Consider the following 17,878-nt stretch of genomic DNA (forward strand, 5'->3'; position numbering starts at 1 on the left):
GATCGCCCAGCGGGTAGTCATGCTCGCATGACGACTTCCCAGACGACGCCGCCCGCGGTGGCCTCGGGGCGGCGCCGGTGGTGGCGGCTCGCGGCGGGCCTGCTGGTCGTGGCGGTGCTGCTGGTGGTGGCCGGGCGGCTGGCCTGGTCGTGGCTCGACCCGCTGGGCGAGCGGACCATCGACCGCAGCCAGCCGGTGCTGCTGCAGTCCATCAAGGACCTGAGCAGGTTCGAGGCCGCGACGGGGAACTTCCAGGTGGTCGTCGACCTGGAGAAGGACGCCGCCTTCCTGCCGGACGCCATCAAGGGCACGCGCACGTTGTTCGTCGGAGCGGGCGGCGTGGACGCGTACGTGGACTTCTCGACGCTCGCCACGAACGGCGTGACGGTGTCGCAGGACCGCACCGAGGCCACCGTACGCGTGCCGCGCGCGCAGCTCGAGAAGCCGAACCTGGACAACAACCGCTCCTACGTCTTCGCCCACCAGCGCGGCCTGTTCGACCGGGTGAGCGACTTCCTGTCCGGCTCCCCCGCCGACCAGCGCGAGCTCTATCTCCTGGCGGAGAAGAAGATCTCCGAGGCGGCCGTGGCGAGCGACCTGCGGGCCAGGGCCGACGCCAACACCAAGGCGATGCTGTCCGGCATGCTCAGGTCGCTGGGCTTCACGAAGGTCACGGTGAAGTTCACCGACGAGCCCTAGAGGCGCCTTAGGCGTTCCTCGCACCCGTCTAAGTACTTACCGTCCGCGCCTGTGCCGAGAGATAGGACATCCGCCCGATGTGCGGATGGGGGCCTTAGGCGGAGTCTTGAGAGTGCAGGGAACGAACCGAAGGAGCACTCGGATGCACGCCGAACTCGAATACACCGTCATGCAGCACCACGCCTCCGAACTGCGCCGCGCGGCCGCCGAGCACCGCCGCGCACGCGAGGCGGGGCAGGAGCGGCCGGCCGAGCGCCGGCACCGCTCGGTGTTCGCCCGTCTGCTGTCCTCATGACCGCCCACAAGCAGCCCGGCCGCACCCTCCCTCGCGGCCGGGCTGAAGCGCCCCCTTAGCGGGGCGGCCGCGTTCCAGCCCGAATCCTGGTCGGGCTCAGGGAGACGGCATCACGAGGCCCCGGTCCCGTTCCTGGCGGACCGGGGCTTCGCGTCTGCCCATCTGCCGTCACATTGTGCGATCGTCCGTGTACGGAGGATGATGCCGGTATGAGCAGGCGCGCACTGGTGTGGAGCGGCTCCGCGGTCGCGGTCGTCGCCCTGGCGGGGCTGGTCGTCTACGTCGCGCGGGCGGGGCTGGACGAGGCCGACAAACTGGCCGGGGTGATCGGCGCGTTCGTCGGCCTGGCCGGGCTGGGAGTCTCGGTGTACGGCGTCGTCCGCGGCGACCCGCCCACAGGTCCTGGACCGGGCTCCGGACCAGGCTCCGTGGTCGTCAAGGGCGACAACTCAGGCGTCATCACCACCGGCGACGCCGCCGACGTCCGCATGACGACGGAGCCCGACCCCTGACATCGGGCTCAGGACCTGGGGACGCTGATCAGCAGCGCGTCGCCCTGGCCGCCGCCACCGCACAGACCGGCCGCGCCCAGCCCGCCGCCCCTGCGGCGCAGCTCGTGGGCCAGCGTGAGCACGATGCGGGCGCCCGACGCGCCGATCGGGTGGCCGAGCGCGATGCCGCCGCCGTTGACGTTGACCTTGTCGAGCGGCACGCCCAGCTCCTTGACCGACTGGAGCACCACGCTGGCGAACGCCTCGTTGATCTCCACCAGGTCGAGGTCGTCGGCCGTGACGCCCTGCCTGGCCATGGCGTGCTTGATGGCGTTGGCGGGCTGCGACTGCAGGGACGCGTCGGGGCCCGCGACGTTGCCGTGGCGGCCGATCTCGGCCAGCCAGGGCAGCCCCAGCTCCTCGGCCTTCGACTTCGACATGACGACGACCGCGCAGGCGCCGTCGGAGATCTGGGAGGCGGAGCCCGCAGTGATCGTGCCGTCGGCGGCGAAGGCGGGGCGGAGCTTGGCGAGCGTCTCGGCGGTGGTGTCACCGCGTACGCCCTCGTCCTCCTTGACGACGACCGGCTCGCCCCTGCGCTGCGGGATCTCGACGGGGACGATCTCGTCCTCGAAGACGCCGTTCTTGATCGCGGCGGCGGCGAGCTGGTGTGAACGGGCCGCCAGGTCGTCCTGCTCCTCGCGGCCGATGCCGAGCCTGGCGTTGTAGCGCTCGGTGGACTCGCCCATCGCGCACTGGTCGAACGCGCAGAACAGGCCGTCGTGCGCCATCGAGTCGACGACCTCCGACCCGCCGTACTTGACGCCCCTGCGCAGCCCCGGCAGCAGGTGGGGCGCGTTGGTCATGGACTCCATGCCGCCGGCCACCACGATGTCGAACTCGCCCGCCCTGATGAGCTGGTCGGCCAGCGCGATGGCGTCGAGGCCCGACAGGCACACCTTGTTGATCGTGATGGAGGGGACGGTCATCGGGATGCCGGCCTTGACGGCGGCCTGGCGTGAGGGGATCTGCCCGGCGCCGGCCTGGAGGACCTGGCCCATGATGACGTACTCGACCGCGTCGGGCGCGACCCCGGCCCGCTCCAGCGCCGCCTTGATGGCGATGCCGCCGAGCTCGACGGCCTGCAGCCCGGACAGCGAACCGAGCAGCCTGCCGATGGGGGTGCGAGCTCCGGCGACGATGACGGAACCTGACATGACAACGGCCTCCTGTGCTCGCGCGTCGGGTCTTTGACACCATACCCACGGGTACGACACCGCTCGCCATGGAGGTGGACCACACATGTTCCTGCGTATCGACCACATAGGGATCGCCTGCCGCGACCTCGAGGAGAAGATCGAGCTGTTCTCCCGCCTGTTCGAACTGGAGGTCGTCGCCAGGGAGGTCAACGAGGAGCAAGGGGTGAAGGAGGCCATGCTGCACATCGCCGACGGCGAAGGCGGGGGCTCCTACATTCAGCTCCTCGAGCCGCTCTCCGACGACTCGCCTGTGGGAAAATTCCTGGCTAAGCGGGGCGAGGGCGTCCATCACGTGGCATTCGGGGTGCCCGACGTCGCCGATGCCATGTCCCAGATCAGCGAGAAAGGTGTGAGACTCCTGGACGAGCGTCCCAGGCACGGGTCGATGGGCTCGGAAATCGCGTTCCTGCATCCCAAGGACGTGGGCGGAATGCTTACAGAGCTGGTCCAAGCGGCCAAGCGATAGCAAACCACCACAAAACGTAAAAACCGTTCATATGTAACTAGTCACGCAGAAAGTTGGACGGGGCTTCGCACGCGGCACCAGCGGAGTACGCTTGACCTTCCACCGGACATGGGGCCTGCCGAGAGGCACAGGCTCCTGGTACGGATGCCCCGAACCCCCCGTCCGGCCCGTGTAGCCGTCTCGACAACCCAGGATCGAGCCTCCATGCAGTCCGACATCGACGCCCAGCTCAACAACTTCTTCGAGGACGCCCCAGCACGCGAGTTCGACGTGGTGCTGCGCGGCTACGACCGGCACCAGGTCCACGACCATCTCAAGCAGCTCGACGGGGAGCTCCGCCAGGCCCGCGAGCAGGTCACCGCCCTCCAGCGCGACCTGTCCGACTCCCAGCGCCAGCTGCAGGAGCAGGAGCGCCCCACCTACTCCGGTCTCGGCGCCCGCATCGAGCAGCTGCTCCGCCTGGCCGAGGAGCAGGCCACCGAGCTCGTCCAGGCCGCCAGGTCCGAGGCCAACGAGATCAAGGCCGCCGCCAAGGTCGAGGCCGCCGACCTGCGCGCCGCCGCCGAGGCCGAGGCCGCCGACAAGCGCGCCCAGGCCACCCGCGAGAGCGACGAGATGCGCACGACCGCCGAGCGCGAGGCCGAGGACATCCGCTCCACCGCCCGCCGCGAGGCCGACGAGCTGACCAACACCACCGAGCGCGAGGCCGCCAAGCTGCGCGCCACCGCCGACCACGAGGTGGCGGAGAAGCGCGCCGACGCCGAGCGGGAGATCGCCAAGCTCCGCACCACCACCGAGCGCGAGGTCGCCCAGCTGCGGGCCTCGACCAAGCGCGAGCGCGACGAGGTGCTGACCACCGCCAAGCGGCAGGCCGACGAGATGCGCGCGCAGGCGCAGCGGGTGCTGGAGGAGTCCGAGGCCAAGCGGGCCCAGGACGAGGCCGAGTTCGAGATCCAGCTCGCCGCCCGCCGCGAGGAGGCCGAGCGCCAGGAGGCAGAGCGCCACGCCACCGCCCAGGCCGCCACACAGAAGCTGGTCGCCGAGGCCGAGCAGCGCGCCGCCACCGCCGAGTCGCGGGCCACGAAGGCCACGCAGCAGGCCGAGCAGACCCGCCGCGAGGCCGACCTGCACGCCAAGCAGCTGGTCGCCAACGCCCGCAAGAGCGCCGATACCATCGTGGCCGAGGCCAAGACGAGCGCCGAGACCATCGTCACCGAGGCGAAGAACGAGGCCGAGCGCACCCGCACCGCCATGCAGCGCCAGGTCGACGAGCTGACCCGCCAGCGTGACAGCATCACCAGCCACCTGGCCCAGCTCCGCCAGCTCCTCGGCGGCGCCGCGCTGCCGGGCATGGAGTCCTCCGAGGCCGCGGTCACCGCGGCTCCGCCGAAGCCCGCTCTCGCCGCCGCGGCACCGGCCGCCGAGCCGGCCGCTCCGGCGACGACGCCCGCTCCCAAGGCTGAGGCCAAGGCCGAGGACGACGCGGAGTGGTGGCAGGAGTAACGACCGCGCACGGGGGCTGAACGACGGCTGGGGAGAGCCTGGCGATCACACGGTCGCTAGGCTCTCTCTTTGCCGTCGGGCGTGTACGAACCGGTACGAGCCCGTCATGCTGCGTTGTCACCGAGCCTTTCTGGAGTTCCCCGTTGTCGGCAGACGCCGGACCCGCGACCGAGCGGGACGAAGCCCGCACCCCTTCGGCCGATCCCGTGCCCGACGCGGACGGCGGCTCCCGCGACGGCGGTTCCGGAGGCCCCTGGCACGAGGACTTCGAGCGCTCCCCAGCGCGGAAGCAGGCGCGGGAGCAGGCGCGGGAGCAGGGCGCCGACGGCGGCGAGACGCCGTACGGACTGCCGGGGAAGCCGCTGGCGCGCGGCCCGTTCCTGTTCGGGCTGGTCGGCGGGCTAGGCGTGCTGACGGCGCTCGCGCTCGCCCAGATGATCGTGGCCTCGCTGAGCACGATCATCCTGGTCGTCGTCGCGATGTTCCTGGCCGTCGGGCTCAACCCGGCGGTCGAGGCGCTCCAGCGCCGGGGCCTGGCCAGGCGGGGCGCGATCGCCATCGTGTTCATCGGCGTCATCGTGGCGTTCGTGCTGTTCGGGCTGGCGATCGTGCCGCCCGTCAGCAAGCAGCTCAGCGAGTTCGTCGACGCCGTGCCTGGTTACATCACCGAGCTGAGCAACCATCCGACGTTGCGGCAGCTCGACGCCGACTATCAGATACTCCCCCAGATCCGCACGTTCGTGACGGCCACACTGGGGCCGGCGCTGGCCAGCGGCATCATGGGCGCGGGGCTGGTGGTGCTCAACGGCGTCTTCACCACGGTGACGCTGCTGGTGCTCATGCTGTACTTCCTCGGCTCGCTGCACACGATCAAGGAGTATCTGCTCAAGCTCGTCCCGGCCTCGCGGCGGGCGCGTACGCGGGCGATGAGCGAGGAGATCCTCGGCGGCATCGGCGGTTACGTCGCGGGCAACGTGCTCATCTCCCTGATCGCCGGCGTGCTGGCCTGGATCTTCCTGTCGATCATCGGCGTCCAGTACGCGCTCGCGCTCGCCCTCGTCGTGGCGCTGACGGACCTGATCCCGCTGGTCGGCGCCACGATCGGCGCGGTGATCGTGACCGGGGTCGCGCTGCTCGACTCACTGCCCGCCGGCATCGCCTGCGCCATCTTCTTCGTGGTCTACCAGCAGGTCGAGAACTACTTCGTCTATCCCCGGGTGATGAAGCGCTCGGTCGACGTCACGCCCGCGGTGACCGTGATCGCCGCGTTGTTCGGCGGCGCGCTGCTCGGCATCGTCGGCGCGCTGGTGGCCATCCCGGTGGCGGCGGCCATCGCGCTGGTCATCAGGGAGGTCGTGGTGCCCCGCCAGGACCGCGCCTGACCGGACGGTCGTGGTGCCCCGCCAGGATCTGCCTGACCGGGCGCGCTACCTGGCCGCCTGGTTGATGCGCAGCAGGTTGCCCGCCGGGTCTCGGACGGCGAAGTCGCGCACGCCGTACGGCTGGTCCATCGGCTCCTGCAGCACGTCGCCGCCGGCGTCCCTGATGCGCTCGTACGTGGCGTCGCAGTCGTCGACCTCGAAGATGACCGCCCGCAGCAGGCCCTTGGCCAGCAGCTCCGCCATGGCCTGGCGGTCGGCGGGCGAGGCGTCGGGGTCGGCCAGCGGTGGCTCGAGGACGATGTTGACGTCGGGCTGGGACGGCGAGCCGAGGGTGATCCAGCGCATGCCCTCGAAGCCGACGTCGTTGCGTACCTCCAAGCCGAGGACGTCGCGGTAGAAGGCGAGCGCTTTGTCGTGGTCGTCGACCGCGATGAAGCAGGTGTTGAGTCGGATGTCCATGCCCGTCACGTTACGTGGCGGTCGGCGGTCTTGCCCGGATGACGGCGGACCGGCCGCAGGTAGATCTTCGCGTAGCAGGACGGGACGGCGGCCAGCTCGTGGTGGTCGCGGGCGCGGTAGGCGCTCGGGCTCTCGCCGACCAGCTCGGTGAAGCGCGAGCTGAACGAGCCCAGCGACGTACAGCCGACCGCGAAGCACACCTCGGTCACCGACATGTCGCCGCGCCGCAGCAGCGCCTTGGCCCGCTCGATGCGGCGCGTCATGAGATAGCTGTAGGGGGTCTCCCCGAAGGCCGCGCGGAAACTGCGCGAGAAGTGGCCTGGCGACATGAGGGCGACGCGCGCCAGCGCGGGCACGTCGAGCGGCTCGGCGTAGTCGCGGTTGATCACATCCCGCGCTCGCCGCAACCGAACCAGGTCCTCAAGCGTCACGCCGCCAGCATGCCACACCCCACCGACAACCCCCGGCCCCCGCACCCCGACGTCCTGGGAACAGACCCCGCCGCACAACTGCACGTCCTTCTTGGGGGTGGGCGGATGCACAGCTCCGCACCCGGCCGACGCCACCCACCCCACACCATCCCGCCCCAAAGGGCGATGGGGCAGAGCCCACCCAGGCAGGAGCCACCCGCCCCACAAGCGCACGTCCCGGTCGGGGGCGCGATTCCGCGCGCGGGCCAGGCCGCGCAGCCCCGTGCTCAGGCCAGGCTGCGCGGTTCTGTGCGCACGTCGGGTGGCGCGCAGCCCCGTGCGCGGGCCAGGTCGCGCGGTTCTGTGCGCACGTCGGGGGTGGGCGGAGCGTGACCGCGCAGGTTGGCGGAGATGGGCGGTGCGTATGCCTGGGGTCAGGGGCGGGGGGCGGGGAGTTCTGTGCGGAGGAATTCCGTGACCGCGGTGTTGAAGGCTTCTGGTTGTTCGACGGCGGTCAGGTGGCCGGCCTTCGGGATGATCTCCAAGCGGCCGTCAGGGACTGCCTTGGCCATGGCGGCGGCGTCGGACGGTGGTGAGAGCTCGTCTTCCTCGCCCACGATGACCAGCAGCGGCACCTTCAGCGCGGTCAGGGTGTCGGAGGAGTCGGGGCGGGCGGCCATCGCGCGCTGGGCCCAGGCGACCGCGCCGGGTGGCGCCGACTGGACGAGGCCCTTGACGCGGCCGAACACCATGGCACGGCGTTCCTTGGTCGTCGGCCCGATGAGCGCGGGCAGGACCTCGCTGACCAGCACCTCGCTGCCGGACTCAAGCACGGCCTGCGCGATGCGCTCGCGGTTGTCCCTGGCCGGGGGCGGGTCGGGGCTGGCCTTGGTGTCGGCCAGGATGACGCCGAGCACCCGGTCGGGATGCCGCCGGCAGAACGCCATGGTCACGTAGCCGCCCATCGACAGTCCGCCGATCACGGCCTTGTCGATGCCCTCCGCGTCGAGCAGGGCGGCGACGTCGTCGGCCATCAGGTCGAGTGACGGCTCGTCGTCGCCCAGCCGCGACCCGCCGAAGCCGCGCAGGTCAGGCGTGATGACGCGGCAGACCTTGGCCAGCCCTTCGCGCTGGGCCAGCCACATGGCGGACGAAAGCGGGAACGCGTGAAGCAGCACAAGCGGGATTCCGGTCCCGGCCGATCTCGTGTAGAGCTGCACGGACCTCACGGTAACGCGGTTCACGGCGACATTCACTCAATGGCCCATGCCAAATATCTCGCTAAATGCCGCACACAGCTAATGTCCGCCCTAAAAGTGACATTGCCCGCCGCATAAAACACCCGCACAATCCAGGCACGACCGTCCCGGGCCCCCCGAGGTGAAACCTGGCAGGAAAGCGTCCCGCCCTTCCCGACGCCACCAACGCCGGCCCACCAACGCCGGCTTCCTCCTCGACGCGCTGCACGCGGTCAACGCCCGCCGCGCCGAGGGCCCGGCGGCGTACGAGACGTACCTCGTCTTCGTCTTCGAGCCGCCGGGCCCTCAGATCAGCCGATCACTGGGCGGCGAGCGCGGCGATCTGCTCCGCGCTCAGCGCCCCGTCATACGCACGGACGTCGTCCACGGCCCCCGGCCAGTAGCCGGTGAAGGCGCCCGCCAGCTTCGTCCGCCCGAGTTGCACGGGCCCGGTGGCGTTCCACGTGCTCAGGTGGCTGGTGACGGTGGTGGAGGCCAGCCGCCCGTTGACGTAGACCCGCAGCTGACCGGCGAGCGCGTCGTACACGCCGGCCACGTGCGTCCACTCCATCGGGTTGGGGATGGCGTCGGAGCGCGTCCGTACGAGGGCGGCGGCGTCGGTGTCGGCGGCCGCCATGCCGAGCGTCCATCTGCCCTGCTCCTTGTCGAAGCCGAGCTGGAACCCGGCGGCCCTGCTGCCGGGCTGGGCCACGGCCGCGCTGTCGCGGGCAGGAAGGTAGTCGAGCTGGGTCCAGGCGGTGACGGTGAAGCTCGACCTGGTGTCCACCACGGGACCGCCGGTCTGGGCGTGCCCGTTGACGCCGTCGAGCGCGAGTGCCCCGTCCAGCCAGCCCGACGTCCACGAGGCGGCTCCGGACAGCGACGCGGCGGTCGCCCGGCCCGAGGAGTCGGCCGCCGACGAGCCGGACTCCTCGTCCAGCTTCCAGTGGCCGACCAGCGTGGCAGCGCTGTTGACCAGATCGGCGACCTCGTCGGCGAACAGCGCGCGGTCATAGACGCGCACCTCGTCGACGTCCCCGGGCCAGTGGCCCGAAGCCGCCCCGGCGACCTTTCCGCGGCCGATCGTCAGGGGGCCTGTGGCGTTCCATGCGGTGGTGACGGCGGCGGTGCCCTCCAGCCTGCCGTTCACGTAGAGCGAGATCCGGCCCGCCGCGGAGTCGTGGACGCCGGTCAGGTGGACCCATTCGTTGAGGCGTGGCGCGGCGGCCGACAGGGCACGGGCGGCGGGTGCGCCGTCCGTGTCGGAGCCGGGCGCGACCAGCGCCCAGCGGTTGTCGGCCGTGGCGTACTGCAGCGCGAACGCGCCCGTCCTCGTGCCCTCCTGGGTGAGGACGGTGGCGTCGCCGGCGGTGCCGGTCAGGCGGGCCCACGCGGCGACGGTGTAGTTGCGGGTGGTGTCGACGACCGGCCCTGACGCCTGGGCGTAGGCGCCGGCCAGCCGGAGCGCGCCGCCGGTGCGGCCCGAGGTCCAGGTGGCGCCGTACAGCGTGGCGGGGTGCGCCCCTGTGGCGTCGGCGGCGGCGCCGCCCTGGCCGTCGTCCATCGTCCAGTGGGCGGCGGGCGCCCGCCCAGGGTTGACGTTGAAGACGTAGATGCGGATGGGGCCGAGCTGGCCCGCGCGGTCCTTGCTGCGCACGGCCAGCACGTTGGGGCCGTCGTGCGACGGGGTGAGCCGGATCGTGGCCCGGCCGTCGGCGCCCGCCGCCACCTCGGTCTTCGGCGTGGTGTCCAGGCCGTAGACGTAGGCGACCACGTCGGTGACGCCGTCGGGGTCGAAGGTGAACGCGCCCGCCAGACCGGCGCCGTCGCTCCAGCCGTTCTCCGTGTAGTCCGTGGAGGTGACGACCGGCTCCCTGCCGGGGGCGGTGGCGTCTACGGTGGCCTCGCACCACGGGCTCCACGCGCTGTTGGCCTTGCCGTCCTCGGCCCGCACCCGCCAGCGGACGAGCGCGCCGTCGGCGAAGAGCGCCTGCGGGATCGTGGCGGAGAAGGCGGTGCCCGACGAGCCGGAGGGGGTGACGTACTCGCCGGTCTTGGTGCCGGCCTCGTCGTACCACTCGAAGCGGCCCTTGACCGAGTTGTCGGCGTCCTTCAGCCTGGCCCACAGCTTGGGCGTGGCGGTGCTGATGACCGGCCGGTCGTCACCGGAGACGCAGGGGCCGCCCGGGTCCGACCACACGTCGGCGGCCGCGGGGACGCCGGGGTAGGAGTTGTACTCGATGTTCAGGCTCGGGTTGTTCCTGAACTTCTTCCACGCGTAGACGTCGGTCTCGCTGGTGGCGCGCAGGCCGATCGTGACGTTCGCCCAGTTGTTCGCGGCGGCGTTGACGACCTGCGGCGTGACGTTGAACTCCACGCCGCCGGGCTTGCAGCTCGTGCCCCAGCCCTTGGCGACGTTCTTGGTGTCCAGCTTGGTCACCCAGGAGGGCTGCTTGTTCCAGGTGGTGGACTTGCTGATGGTGTTGGTGGCCCACGCCTCGACCTTGCGGGCGCTGCAGGAGTACGACCACGTCTCGTACGTGCGCAGCGTCGCCGAGATGATCTGCTTGCCGTGGATGGTCGAGCCGGTGTTCATCTGGAAGAACGAGCGGTTCTTCTGCGACTCGACGTGCCCCACGCGGGCGACGTCGCTGGAGTTGAGGTAGTTGGAGTTGGGCCAGTTGCTCCACACGGCCGTCCAGGCGTTGCGCGCGGCCGAGAAGTACGGGTCGAGGTAGATGGGGAACTTCGTGCCGGGATCGGTCATCATCCTGCGATCCGGCCGCAGCCGCAGCTTCTTGTCCTTCAGCTCCACGTCCATGACGGCCTCGCGGGCCTCGGGTGAGCGGCCCTCCTTGAACGCCTTCTGGTCGGGCAGGCCCTTCGAGTCCCACATCTTGGGGGTCGGCGCGATGAACAGCGTGCCGCCGTTGCCGTCGATCGCCTCCAGGTTGCCGGCCGCGTCGGTTTCCAGCTCCAGCCCTTGTGCGGCGAGCGGGTACGCCAGCTCGGTCAGGCTCTCGGCCGCGGCCCGCGACTTGACGACCAGCACGTGGGAGAAGCCGTCCACGTCGGCGGTGACCTGGAGGTCCACGCCGGGCCTGACCTCGGCGTAGGTGGCGGTGTCGCCGCTCAGCGTGGGGGTGGGCAGCGGGCCGGTCCAGCCCAGCTCCATCGACTTGCCGCCGCGCGAGAGGCGGGCGAGCGCGCTGTCGCCGCCGCCGGAGAACGTCAGCCCTACCGCTGCGGCGACCGGCTCGACCGCGCCGTCGGGGCGCAGGTGCAACGTGGTGTCCACGGGCACCCAGCGGTCGTCCTTGCGGACGCGGACCGGGCGCACGTTCAGCTCCATCTTCATGGTGCCGTCGGGCTGGGCGAAGACCGTACGGGTCTCGCTGCGCAGCGCCTCCACCTCGACCGGCAGCCCGTCACGGCGGGCCCGCGCGGCCGCGGCCCGCTCGGGGTCGGCCGGCTGCGGCGGAGCAGCCCGCCCAGCCGGGGGGCTGGGACTTGGTGCCTCTTCCGCCACCGAAGGTGGTGCCACCGCCAGAGTCGTGATCGATAACGCCGCCGCCACCAGCCCGTGCACTAATCGCATACGTGCCTCGCCCATGCTGAGCAGGGATGACGCGCGGACATGCGAACGCCCGGCGTCTCCACGATCTTCACGTGATGATCGGATTTTCACCCGCGTCGATCGCGAACACCAGAGTTCTGCTCATAATGCTCAAAATTCTCTTCAGCGCAGGCGGGCACGATGGAGAGAACCGTCATACCTCCGTGGGCAGCGGCGACGCGGCGGGGTTGACCCGCCGGACGATCTCGTCGAGCACGATCCGTACGTACGGCTCCCCCACCCACAGGTGCTTGGCCCCGTCGACGCCGATCACCTCGGCCTGCGGCACCCGCGCGAAGCGCGCCTTGGCCTCGTCGGGCCGCAGGTAGTCGTCGAACTCCGGCACCAGCGCCACCAGCGGCCGCCCGAACTCCGCCCACTTGTCGAGGTCGGCGTCGGTGGCCCTGTGCAGCGGCGGCGACAGCAGGATCGCCCCCTCGACCAGCGGGTCGTGCGCCCACTTCAGCGTCAGCTCGGTGCCGAACGACCAGCCGACGACCCAGACGCGGGGCAGGTCGTGGAACTCGGCGTATTCGAGGGCCGCCGCCACGTCGAACCGCTCGCCCTCGCCTCCGTCGAACGTGCCTTGTGAGGTGCCGCGCTCGGAGGAGGTGCCGCGCGTGTTGAAGCGCAGCACGGCCAGGTCGGCCAGCGCGGGCAGCCGGTTGGCCGCCTTCTTGTAGACGTGGCTGTCCATGAACCCGCCGTGGGTGGGCAGCGGGTGCAGGGTGACCAGCGTCGCCACCGGCGGCCGGTCGAGGGGCTGGGCCAGCTCGCCGACCAGGGTCAGGCCGTCGGCCGTGTGCAGCTCGATCGGCTCGCGCCGGGCGGGCAGCACGGTCGCCGCGCGAATCTCCACATCGATCCCTTCAGTAGCGGGTGCGGCCCGGGCCGCGGTCGAGTCTCTTACGCCAGCAGGCCTGGTGCCAGTGGCGGCGCTCCTCGTCGCCGCCCGGCCAGTTGGGCCAGGCCACCAGGTGCGGCTGCCCGCTGCGGATCTCCTGATCGCAGCCGGGACAGCGGTAGTTCTTCGTCGAGGAGGCGCCGGTGAGCACGCGGACCTTCCACTCGCCGTCGGGCCACTCCTCCACCTTGTCCAGCCCGGTCGGGAAGCCGAAGGGGCGGGTGGACTCCCTGCGGCGGGCGCGGCGGGGGCTCATGAGCGGGGGAACGTGCTCGCGCCGGCGACGACGAGCTGATCGAGCAGGGGGGCGGGGGCGAAGGCGGGCTCGCGGTACTCGGCGTAGAGGGCGCGCAGGCCGTCGCGTACGCGGGCGAGGCCCATGGTCTCCATGGTCGCGAAGGGCCCGGCGGGGTAGCCGCAGCCCAGGCGCATGGCGGTGTCGATGTCGGCGATGGAGGCGTAGCCGGCGTCGTACATGCGGACGGCGTCGTTGAGGTAGGGCAGCAGCAGCGCGTCGGCGACGAACCCGGCGCGGTCCTTGCACGGCACGGCCGCGAGGCCCAGCACCTTCATCAGGTCGCTCGCGGCGGCCACGGCGGCGGGCGAGGTGAGCGCGGTGACGGCCAGCTCGGCCGCCCGGTCGCCGTGCAACCGCACGCCGACCAGCTTGGCGGGGTCGCGCAGGCGTACGGCGTGCTCGACCACCGGCCGGTCGGCCAGCCGCAGCACGACGTCGGGATCGTCGCCCGACCGCTTGAACCCGGCCGCGCCGAGCCGCTCGGCCAGTTCGTCGGCCCCAGGCCCGGCCACCTCGAACGCCGTCACCCCCGGCCGCGACCCGCCGTCAGGGGCACGTGGCGGCTCGCCGGAGTAGAACCCGGCGCCCGACTTGCGGCCCAGCCGCCCGGCGGTGACCAGCTCGCGCAGCAGCGGCGACGGCGCGTGGCGCCGGTCGCGGGTCTCGTCGTGGAGCACTTCCATGATCTCGTACGCGGTGTCGAGCCCGATCAGGTCGAGCAGCGTGAACGGCCCCATGGGCAGCCCCGCGCCGAGCCGCATGACGGCGTCGATGTCGTCCCGGGTGGCCACGCCCAGCTCCAGCAGCACGGCGGCGTGGTTGAGGTAGGGCAGCAGGAGCCGGTTGACCACGAACCCGGCCCGGTCGCCCACGGTCACGGCGGTCTTGCCGAGCCGGCCCGCCAGCCCGGCGACCTCGTCGACGACGCCGGGCTCGCTCAGCACGGTGCGCACCACCTCGACCAGCCGCATGACCGGCGCGGGGTTGAAGAAGTGCAGGCCGACGACGCGGCCTGGCCGCCCGGTGGCGGCGGCGATCGCCGTCACGGACAGGGACGAGGTGTTGGTGGCGAGCACGGTCTCGGGCTTGCAGATGCGATCGAGGTCGGCGAAGAGCGCGAGCTTGAGGTCGAGGTGCTCGGGGATGGCCTCGATGACGAGATCGGCCTCGCGCAGGTCCTCCCTGGAGGTGGTCAGCGTGACCCGGCCCAGGATCGCGGCGCGTTCTTCCCCGGTGAGCCTGCCCTTGTCGAGCGCCCGCCCAGTGGAGCCCTCCAGCAGCGAGCGGCCGCGCGCGAGCGCCTCTGCGTCGGCCTCGACACCGAGCACGCGCAGCCCCGCCCGTGCGAACACCTCCGCGATGCCGGCCCCCATCGTGCCCAGGCCGACCACACCCACCCGTTCGAACGCCATGCCTTCAGTTTTCCAGAGGCACTAAGGTGGACGGTCATGCGGCTGGTCATCGCGCGCTGCAGCGTGGATTACATCGGACGGCTCACGGCTCACCTGCCGATGGCCCCAAGACTCGTGCTCATCAAGGCCGACGGCAGCGTGAGCATCCACGCCGACGACCGCGCCTTCAAGCCGCTCAACTGGATGAATCCGCCGTGCAAGCTCAAAGAGGACGGCGAGACCTGGACGGTCACCCACGGCAAGACCGGCGAGAAGCTGGTGCTGACGATGGCCGAGATCCTCCACGACTCCAGTCACGAGCTGGGCGTCGACCCGGGCCTGATCAAGGACGGCGTCGAGGCCCACCTGCAGGAGCTGCTCGCCGAGCACATCACGACGCTCGGCCCCGGCTACTCCCTCATCCGCCGCGAATACATGACGGCCATCGGTCCCGTCGACATCCTGTGCCGCGACGCCTCGGGCGCGACGGTGGCGGTGGAGATCAAGCGCCGGGGCGAGATCGACGGGGTCGAGCAGCTCACCCGCTATCTGGAGCTGCTCAACCGCGATCCGCTCCTGGCGCCCGTACGCGGGGTGTTCGCGGCCCAGGAGATCAAGCCGCAGGCCCGCGTCCTCGCCGCCGACCGCGGCATCGGCTGCGTCACCCTCGACTACGACGCCCTGCGCGGCATCGAGCCGGAGAACCCCACGCTGTTCTGAGCTCCCCTGCACGGCGCTGCACGCGCCCCTGCGGGCCGAACGCCCACCGGCCAGGCCCTCTACGGCGGCCCCGCCTTCAGCGGCCGCCACGGACGTCTCCGGACATTCTGGTAAGCGGTGGCTTACCGGATTATCGTGACGCCATGACGACCCTGACGTTCGACTCACTCAACCCGGCGACCGGCGCGGTCGTCGGGAGCCACCCGAAGGCCACTCCCGAGGCCGTGCACGAGGCCGTGGGCCGGGCGGAGACGGCCGCCGCGTGGTGGGCCGCGCTGGGCCACGCCGAGCGCAGGCGCCGGCTGCTCGACTACAAGGCGGTGCTCACCCAGCACATCAGGGAGCTGGCCGCGCTGGTGCACGAGGAGAACGGCAAGCCCGTCGGCGACGCCACGCTGGAGCTGGTCCTGGCCGTCACCCACCTCGACTGGGCGGCCCGCAACGCCGCCAAGGTGCTCGGCCGCCGCCGGGTCAACACCGGCATGATCGGCCTCAACCTGGCCGCCACCCTCGAATACCTGCCGCTCGGCGTCGTCGGCGTCATCGGCCCGTGGAACTACCCGGTCTTCACCCCCATGGGCTCCATCGCGTACGCGCTCGCGGCCGGCAACGCCGTCGTGTTCAAGCCCAGCGAGCTGACCCCCGGCATCGGGGTGCGCCTGGCCGAGCTGTTCAGGGAGTCGGTGCCGGAGCACGACGTCTTCCAGACCGTCACGGGCCTCGGCGAGACCGGCGCGGCGCTGGCCGGCGACCCCCGGGTGAAGAAGGTGGCCTTCACCGGCTCCACCGCGACGGCCAAGCGGGTGATGGCGGCCTGCGCCGAGAACCTCACCCCGATCGTCGCCGAGTGCGGAGGCAAGGACGCCTTCATCGTGGACGCCGACGCCGACCTCGCCGCCGCCGCCGACGCCTGCCTGTGGGGCGCCATGTCGAACGCCGGCCAGACCTGCGTGGGCGTCGAGCGGGTCTACGTGGTGGACGCGGTCTACGACGGCTTCATGCGCGAGCTGACCGGCCGGGCGGCCCGGCTGAAGGCGGGCGAGGACTACGGCCCGATCACCATGCCGGGCCAGGTGGACGTCATCAAGCGGCACATCGACGACGCGGTCAAGGCGGGCAGGACGGTCACCGGCGGCTCCGGCGCGGTCAGGGCGCCGTACGTGGATCCGGTGATCGTCGAGGACGTGCCCGAGGACTCCCCCGCCGTCCGCGAGGAGACCTTCGGCCCGACCATCACCGTCCGCCGCACCCGCGACGCGCAGGAGGCGCTGGAGCTGGCCAACGCCTCGGCGTACGGGCTGGGCGGCACCATCTTCAGCCGCAACGCCCGCCGCGCCACCGAGCTGGCCCGGCTGATGCGCAGCGGCATGACGGCCATCAACTCGGTCATCTCGTTCGCGGGAGTGCCCTCGCTGCCGTTCGGCGGAGTCGGCGACTCGGGGTTCGGCCGCATCCACGGCGCCGACGGATTGCGGGAATTCGCCAGGCCCAAAGCCATCTCGCGGCAGCGCTTCGCGATGCCGGGGATGAACATCACCTCGTTCAACAGGGGCCCCGCCGAACTTGAGCGACTGGTCAGGCTTGTCACGTTCTTGCATGGAAGACGTAAAAGGTAATCTTCTTACCCTTTCCCAGATCCGATCATCCGTCCATAATTGTGTGCTCTGGGGGCCACGATCATGTTGGACGGGTGGAATGTGAACCGGTCTTACCGGGGAATGTCGGCTGAGCAAAGGCTGGCAGACAGACGAGAGCGGCTGATGACGGCCGCGTACACGCTATACGCGAAGCCGGGTTTCGCGGCGACGACCATCGAAAGACTCTGCTCGGAGGCGCGGATCTCCAACAGGGCCTTCTACGAATGTTTCGGCGGCCGCGAAGAGTTGCTGCAGGCGTTGCACGAGCGCTGCGTGGACGAAAGCCTGGCCGTCGTCGCCAAGGCCGTTCAGGACGCGCCTGCCACGCTCGACGGCCGGGTGACGGCCGGCATTCGCGCGTATATCGAGTTCGCCACCGCCGACTGGCGGCGAGCGCGCATCATGCACGTCGAAGTACGCCGATCAGGCGACGTCCTGGCCCTGTCCCGCCAGCGTGCGATCGGCTCCTTCGCCAAGCTCGTCGAGGAGGCGTCCGCCGATTTCCCGCTCGCCGGCGGCCTCAATCGGCGGCTGGTCGCGCTGGGCGCCATAGGGGCCTTACAAGAGCTGCTCATCGAATGGCTGCTGGCCGACGATCAACCGGAGATCGACGAACTCGTCGAGGTCGCGGTGCACATCTTCAACCGCGCACTGGGCCCCACCTGATCGTCCGTTCAATACCATTGCACATTTGCAGCCGGAGTGACCCGGCCGAAATCGCCATTTAGTCAATGCAGAAAAAGAGCGGGCGACGGCTGATCGTCGCCCGCTCCGATATGTCACATCAGGCCACCGCGGCCTCGGGAACCTCCACGTTCAGCACCCGATTCAGCCGGGTCACCGCGAGGATCCGCATGATCCGCGGTGGCACCCCCCGAAGGACGAGGCGGCGTCGCACGCTGATCGCGCGCCGATGAGCGCCCACGAGCACACCGAGCCCGGTCGCGTCGATCATCTCCAGCTTGGAGAGATCGAGGATCAGGTCTCCTTCGCCGGAGTCGAGCGCCTCGTGCAGCCGCTCGCGCACCCCCGCCGACGTGCCGGCGTCGAGCCGGGCACCGATCCTCACCACCTGGGCCCGCGGATTGCCCCGGACGCGCATGCCACCTC

18 protein-coding genes are annotated in these 17,878 nt (G+C 71.0%); 9 read left to right on the top strand and 9 right to left on the bottom strand.

The genetic code is table 11. The features are described 5' to 3' along the window. The first annotated feature begins 27 nt into the window (after positions 1 to 27). The 3 genes from ACFFR3_RS02270 to ACFFR3_RS02280 all read left to right on the top strand — a co-directional run bounded on the left by ACFFR3_RS02270 (position 28) and on the right by ACFFR3_RS02280 (position 1,506). Entirely contained in the window at positions 28 to 699 is a 672-nt protein-coding gene (locus ACFFR3_RS02270) for a DUF4230 domain-containing protein (protein ID WP_345397650.1), read from the top strand. Positions 700 to 841: 142 nt separating this feature from the next. Then, on the top strand, positions 842 to 994 hold the full coding sequence (locus ACFFR3_RS02275) for a hypothetical protein (protein WP_345397648.1): 153 nt from the start codon (positions 842 to 844) through the stop codon (positions 992 to 994). 209 nt (positions 995 to 1,203) lie between these two features. Continuing rightward, a complete protein-coding gene (locus ACFFR3_RS02280) occupies positions 1,204 to 1,506 on the top strand; it encodes a hypothetical protein (RefSeq protein WP_345397645.1) in 303 nt (100 codons plus the stop codon). Between the two features lie 8 nt (positions 1,507 to 1,514). On the opposite strand, the gene ACFFR3_RS02285 is transcribed toward ACFFR3_RS02280, so the two are convergent. Continuing rightward, a complete protein-coding gene (locus ACFFR3_RS02285; RefSeq protein WP_379482511.1) occupies positions 1,515 to 2,702 on the bottom strand; it encodes an acetyl-CoA C-acetyltransferase in 1,188 nt (395 codons plus the stop codon). Between the two features lie 85 nt (positions 2,703 to 2,787). Between ACFFR3_RS02285 and mce the strand changes: the two genes are divergently transcribed. The 3 genes from mce (at position 2,788) to ACFFR3_RS02300 (ending at position 6,095) form a co-directional block, all read left to right on the top strand. After that, positions 2,788 to 3,210 (top strand): methylmalonyl-CoA epimerase, encoded by a 423-nt coding sequence (gene mce, locus ACFFR3_RS02290; RefSeq protein WP_364378782.1) that lies wholly within the window; start codon positions 2,788 to 2,790, stop codon positions 3,208 to 3,210. Between the two features lie 204 nt (positions 3,211 to 3,414). Further along, positions 3,415 to 4,713: a DivIVA domain-containing protein gene (locus tag ACFFR3_RS02295; protein WP_345397642.1), complete on the top strand. Its 1,299-nt coding sequence runs from the start codon at positions 3,415 to 3,417 to the stop codon at positions 4,711 to 4,713. Positions 4,714 to 4,856: 143 nt separating this feature from the next. Beyond that, the gene (locus ACFFR3_RS02300; RefSeq protein WP_345397639.1) at positions 4,857 to 6,095 is read left to right on the top strand and encodes an AI-2E family transporter; all 1,239 of its coding nucleotides are present in this window, start codon (positions 4,857 to 4,859) and stop codon (positions 6,093 to 6,095) included. 45 nt (positions 6,096 to 6,140) lie between these two features. Here the strand turns inward: ACFFR3_RS02300 and ACFFR3_RS02305 are convergent, their stop codons facing one another. The 7 genes from ACFFR3_RS02305 to ACFFR3_RS02335 form a co-directional block, all read right to left on the bottom strand. Beyond that, entirely contained in the window at positions 6,141 to 6,554 is a 414-nt protein-coding gene (locus ACFFR3_RS02305) for a VOC family protein (protein ID WP_345397636.1), read from the bottom strand. A 5-nt stretch (positions 6,555 to 6,559) separates the two neighbouring features. Beyond that, complete coding sequence (locus ACFFR3_RS02310) at positions 6,560 to 6,985, bottom strand: helix-turn-helix domain-containing protein (RefSeq protein ID WP_345397633.1); 426 nt, start codon at positions 6,983 to 6,985, stop codon at positions 6,560 to 6,562. Positions 6,986 to 7,398: 413 nt separating this feature from the next. Beyond that, positions 7,399 to 8,142, bottom strand: coding sequence for an alpha/beta fold hydrolase (locus ACFFR3_RS02315; protein ID WP_345397630.1), 744 nt, complete (start codon positions 8,140 to 8,142; stop codon positions 7,399 to 7,401). Between the two features lie 379 nt (positions 8,143 to 8,521). Continuing rightward, positions 8,522 to 11,800 carry a LamG-like jellyroll fold domain-containing protein gene (locus tag ACFFR3_RS02320; RefSeq protein WP_379482512.1) on the bottom strand — a complete coding sequence of 1,093 codons (3,279 nt, stop codon included), beginning with the start codon at positions 11,798 to 11,800 and terminating at the stop codon, positions 8,522 to 8,524. Between the two features lie 172 nt (positions 11,801 to 11,972). After that, on the bottom strand, positions 11,973 to 12,677 hold the full coding sequence (locus tag ACFFR3_RS02325; RefSeq protein WP_345397615.1) for an alpha/beta hydrolase: 705 nt from the start codon (positions 12,675 to 12,677) through the stop codon (positions 11,973 to 11,975). A gap of 10 nt (positions 12,678 to 12,687) precedes the next feature. Further along, positions 12,688 to 12,978, bottom strand: a complete 291-nt coding sequence (locus ACFFR3_RS02330; protein WP_364378796.1) for an Rv1322 family protein — start codon at positions 12,976 to 12,978, stop codon at positions 12,688 to 12,690. Further along, positions 12,975 to 14,432 carry a 3-hydroxyacyl-CoA dehydrogenase family protein gene (locus tag ACFFR3_RS02335; RefSeq protein ID WP_379482513.1) on the bottom strand — a complete coding sequence of 486 codons (1,458 nt, stop codon included), beginning with the start codon at positions 14,430 to 14,432 and terminating at the stop codon, positions 12,975 to 12,977. The genes ACFFR3_RS02330 and ACFFR3_RS02335 overlap by 4 nt, the downstream gene beginning before the upstream one ends. A 36-nt stretch (positions 14,433 to 14,468) precedes the next feature. On the opposite strand from ACFFR3_RS02335, the gene nucS reads away from it, so the two are divergent. From nucS to ACFFR3_RS02350, 3 genes are all read left to right on the top strand, one after another. After that, on the top strand, positions 14,469 to 15,131 hold the full coding sequence (gene nucS / locus ACFFR3_RS02340) for an endonuclease NucS (RefSeq protein WP_345397609.1): 663 nt from the start codon (positions 14,469 to 14,471) through the stop codon (positions 15,129 to 15,131). 143 nt (positions 15,132 to 15,274) lie between these two features. Continuing rightward, positions 15,275 to 16,747, top strand: a complete 1,473-nt coding sequence (locus ACFFR3_RS02345; RefSeq protein WP_364378802.1) for an aldehyde dehydrogenase family protein — start codon at positions 15,275 to 15,277, stop codon at positions 16,745 to 16,747. A gap of 144 nt (positions 16,748 to 16,891) precedes the next feature. Then, entirely contained in the window at positions 16,892 to 17,434 is a 543-nt protein-coding gene (locus ACFFR3_RS02350) for a TetR/AcrR family transcriptional regulator (protein WP_345397606.1), read from the top strand. A gap of 118 nt (positions 17,435 to 17,552) precedes the next feature. Here ACFFR3_RS02350 and ACFFR3_RS02355 read toward each other — a convergent pair whose 3' ends face one another. Further along, entirely contained in the window at positions 17,553 to 17,870 is a 318-nt protein-coding gene (locus tag ACFFR3_RS02355) for an STAS domain-containing protein (protein WP_355429893.1), read from the bottom strand. Positions 17,871 to 17,878: the final 8 nt, after the last annotated feature.

This window comes from Nonomuraea salmonea, from assembly GCF_042428605.1.
Lineage (GTDB): Bacteria > Actinomycetota > Actinomycetes > Streptosporangiales > Streptosporangiaceae > Nonomuraea > Nonomuraea salmonea.

Coding starts and splice junctions, on each gene's coding strand:
- ACFFR3_RS02355 (WP_355429893.1), bottom strand. CDS start 17,870: ATGCGCGTCCGGGGCAATCCGCGGGCCCAGGTGGTGAGGATCGGTGCC.
- ACFFR3_RS02345 (WP_364378802.1), top strand. CDS start 15,275: ATGACGACCCTGACGTTCGACTCACTCAACCCGGCGACCGGCGCGGTC.
- ACFFR3_RS02280 (WP_345397645.1), top strand. CDS start 1,204: ATGAGCAGGCGCGCACTGGTGTGGAGCGGCTCCGCGGTCGCGGTCGTC.
- ACFFR3_RS02285 (WP_379482511.1), bottom strand. CDS start 2,702: ATGTCAGGTTCCGTCATCGTCGCCGGAGCTCGCACCCCCATCGGCAGG.
- ACFFR3_RS02335 (WP_379482513.1), bottom strand. CDS start 14,432: ATGGCGTTCGAACGGGTGGGTGTGGTCGGCCTGGGCACGATGGGGGCC.
- ACFFR3_RS02295 (WP_345397642.1), top strand. CDS start 3,415: ATGCAGTCCGACATCGACGCCCAGCTCAACAACTTCTTCGAGGACGCC.
- ACFFR3_RS02330 (WP_364378796.1), bottom strand. CDS start 12,978: ATGAGCCCCCGCCGCGCCCGCCGCAGGGAGTCCACCCGCCCCTTCGGC.
- nucS (WP_345397609.1), top strand. CDS start 14,469: ATGCGGCTGGTCATCGCGCGCTGCAGCGTGGATTACATCGGACGGCTC.
- ACFFR3_RS02305 (WP_345397636.1), bottom strand. CDS start 6,554: ATGGACATCCGACTCAACACCTGCTTCATCGCGGTCGACGACCACGAC.
- ACFFR3_RS02275 (WP_345397648.1), top strand. CDS start 842: ATGCACGCCGAACTCGAATACACCGTCATGCAGCACCACGCCTCCGAA.
- ACFFR3_RS02320 (WP_379482512.1), bottom strand. CDS start 11,800: ATGCGATTAGTGCACGGGCTGGTGGCGGCGGCGTTATCGATCACGACT.
- ACFFR3_RS02270 (WP_345397650.1), top strand. CDS start 28: ATGACGACTTCCCAGACGACGCCGCCCGCGGTGGCCTCGGGGCGGCGC.
- mce (WP_364378782.1), top strand. CDS start 2,788: ATGTTCCTGCGTATCGACCACATAGGGATCGCCTGCCGCGACCTCGAG.
- ACFFR3_RS02350 (WP_345397606.1), top strand. CDS start 16,892: ATGACGGCCGCGTACACGCTATACGCGAAGCCGGGTTTCGCGGCGACG.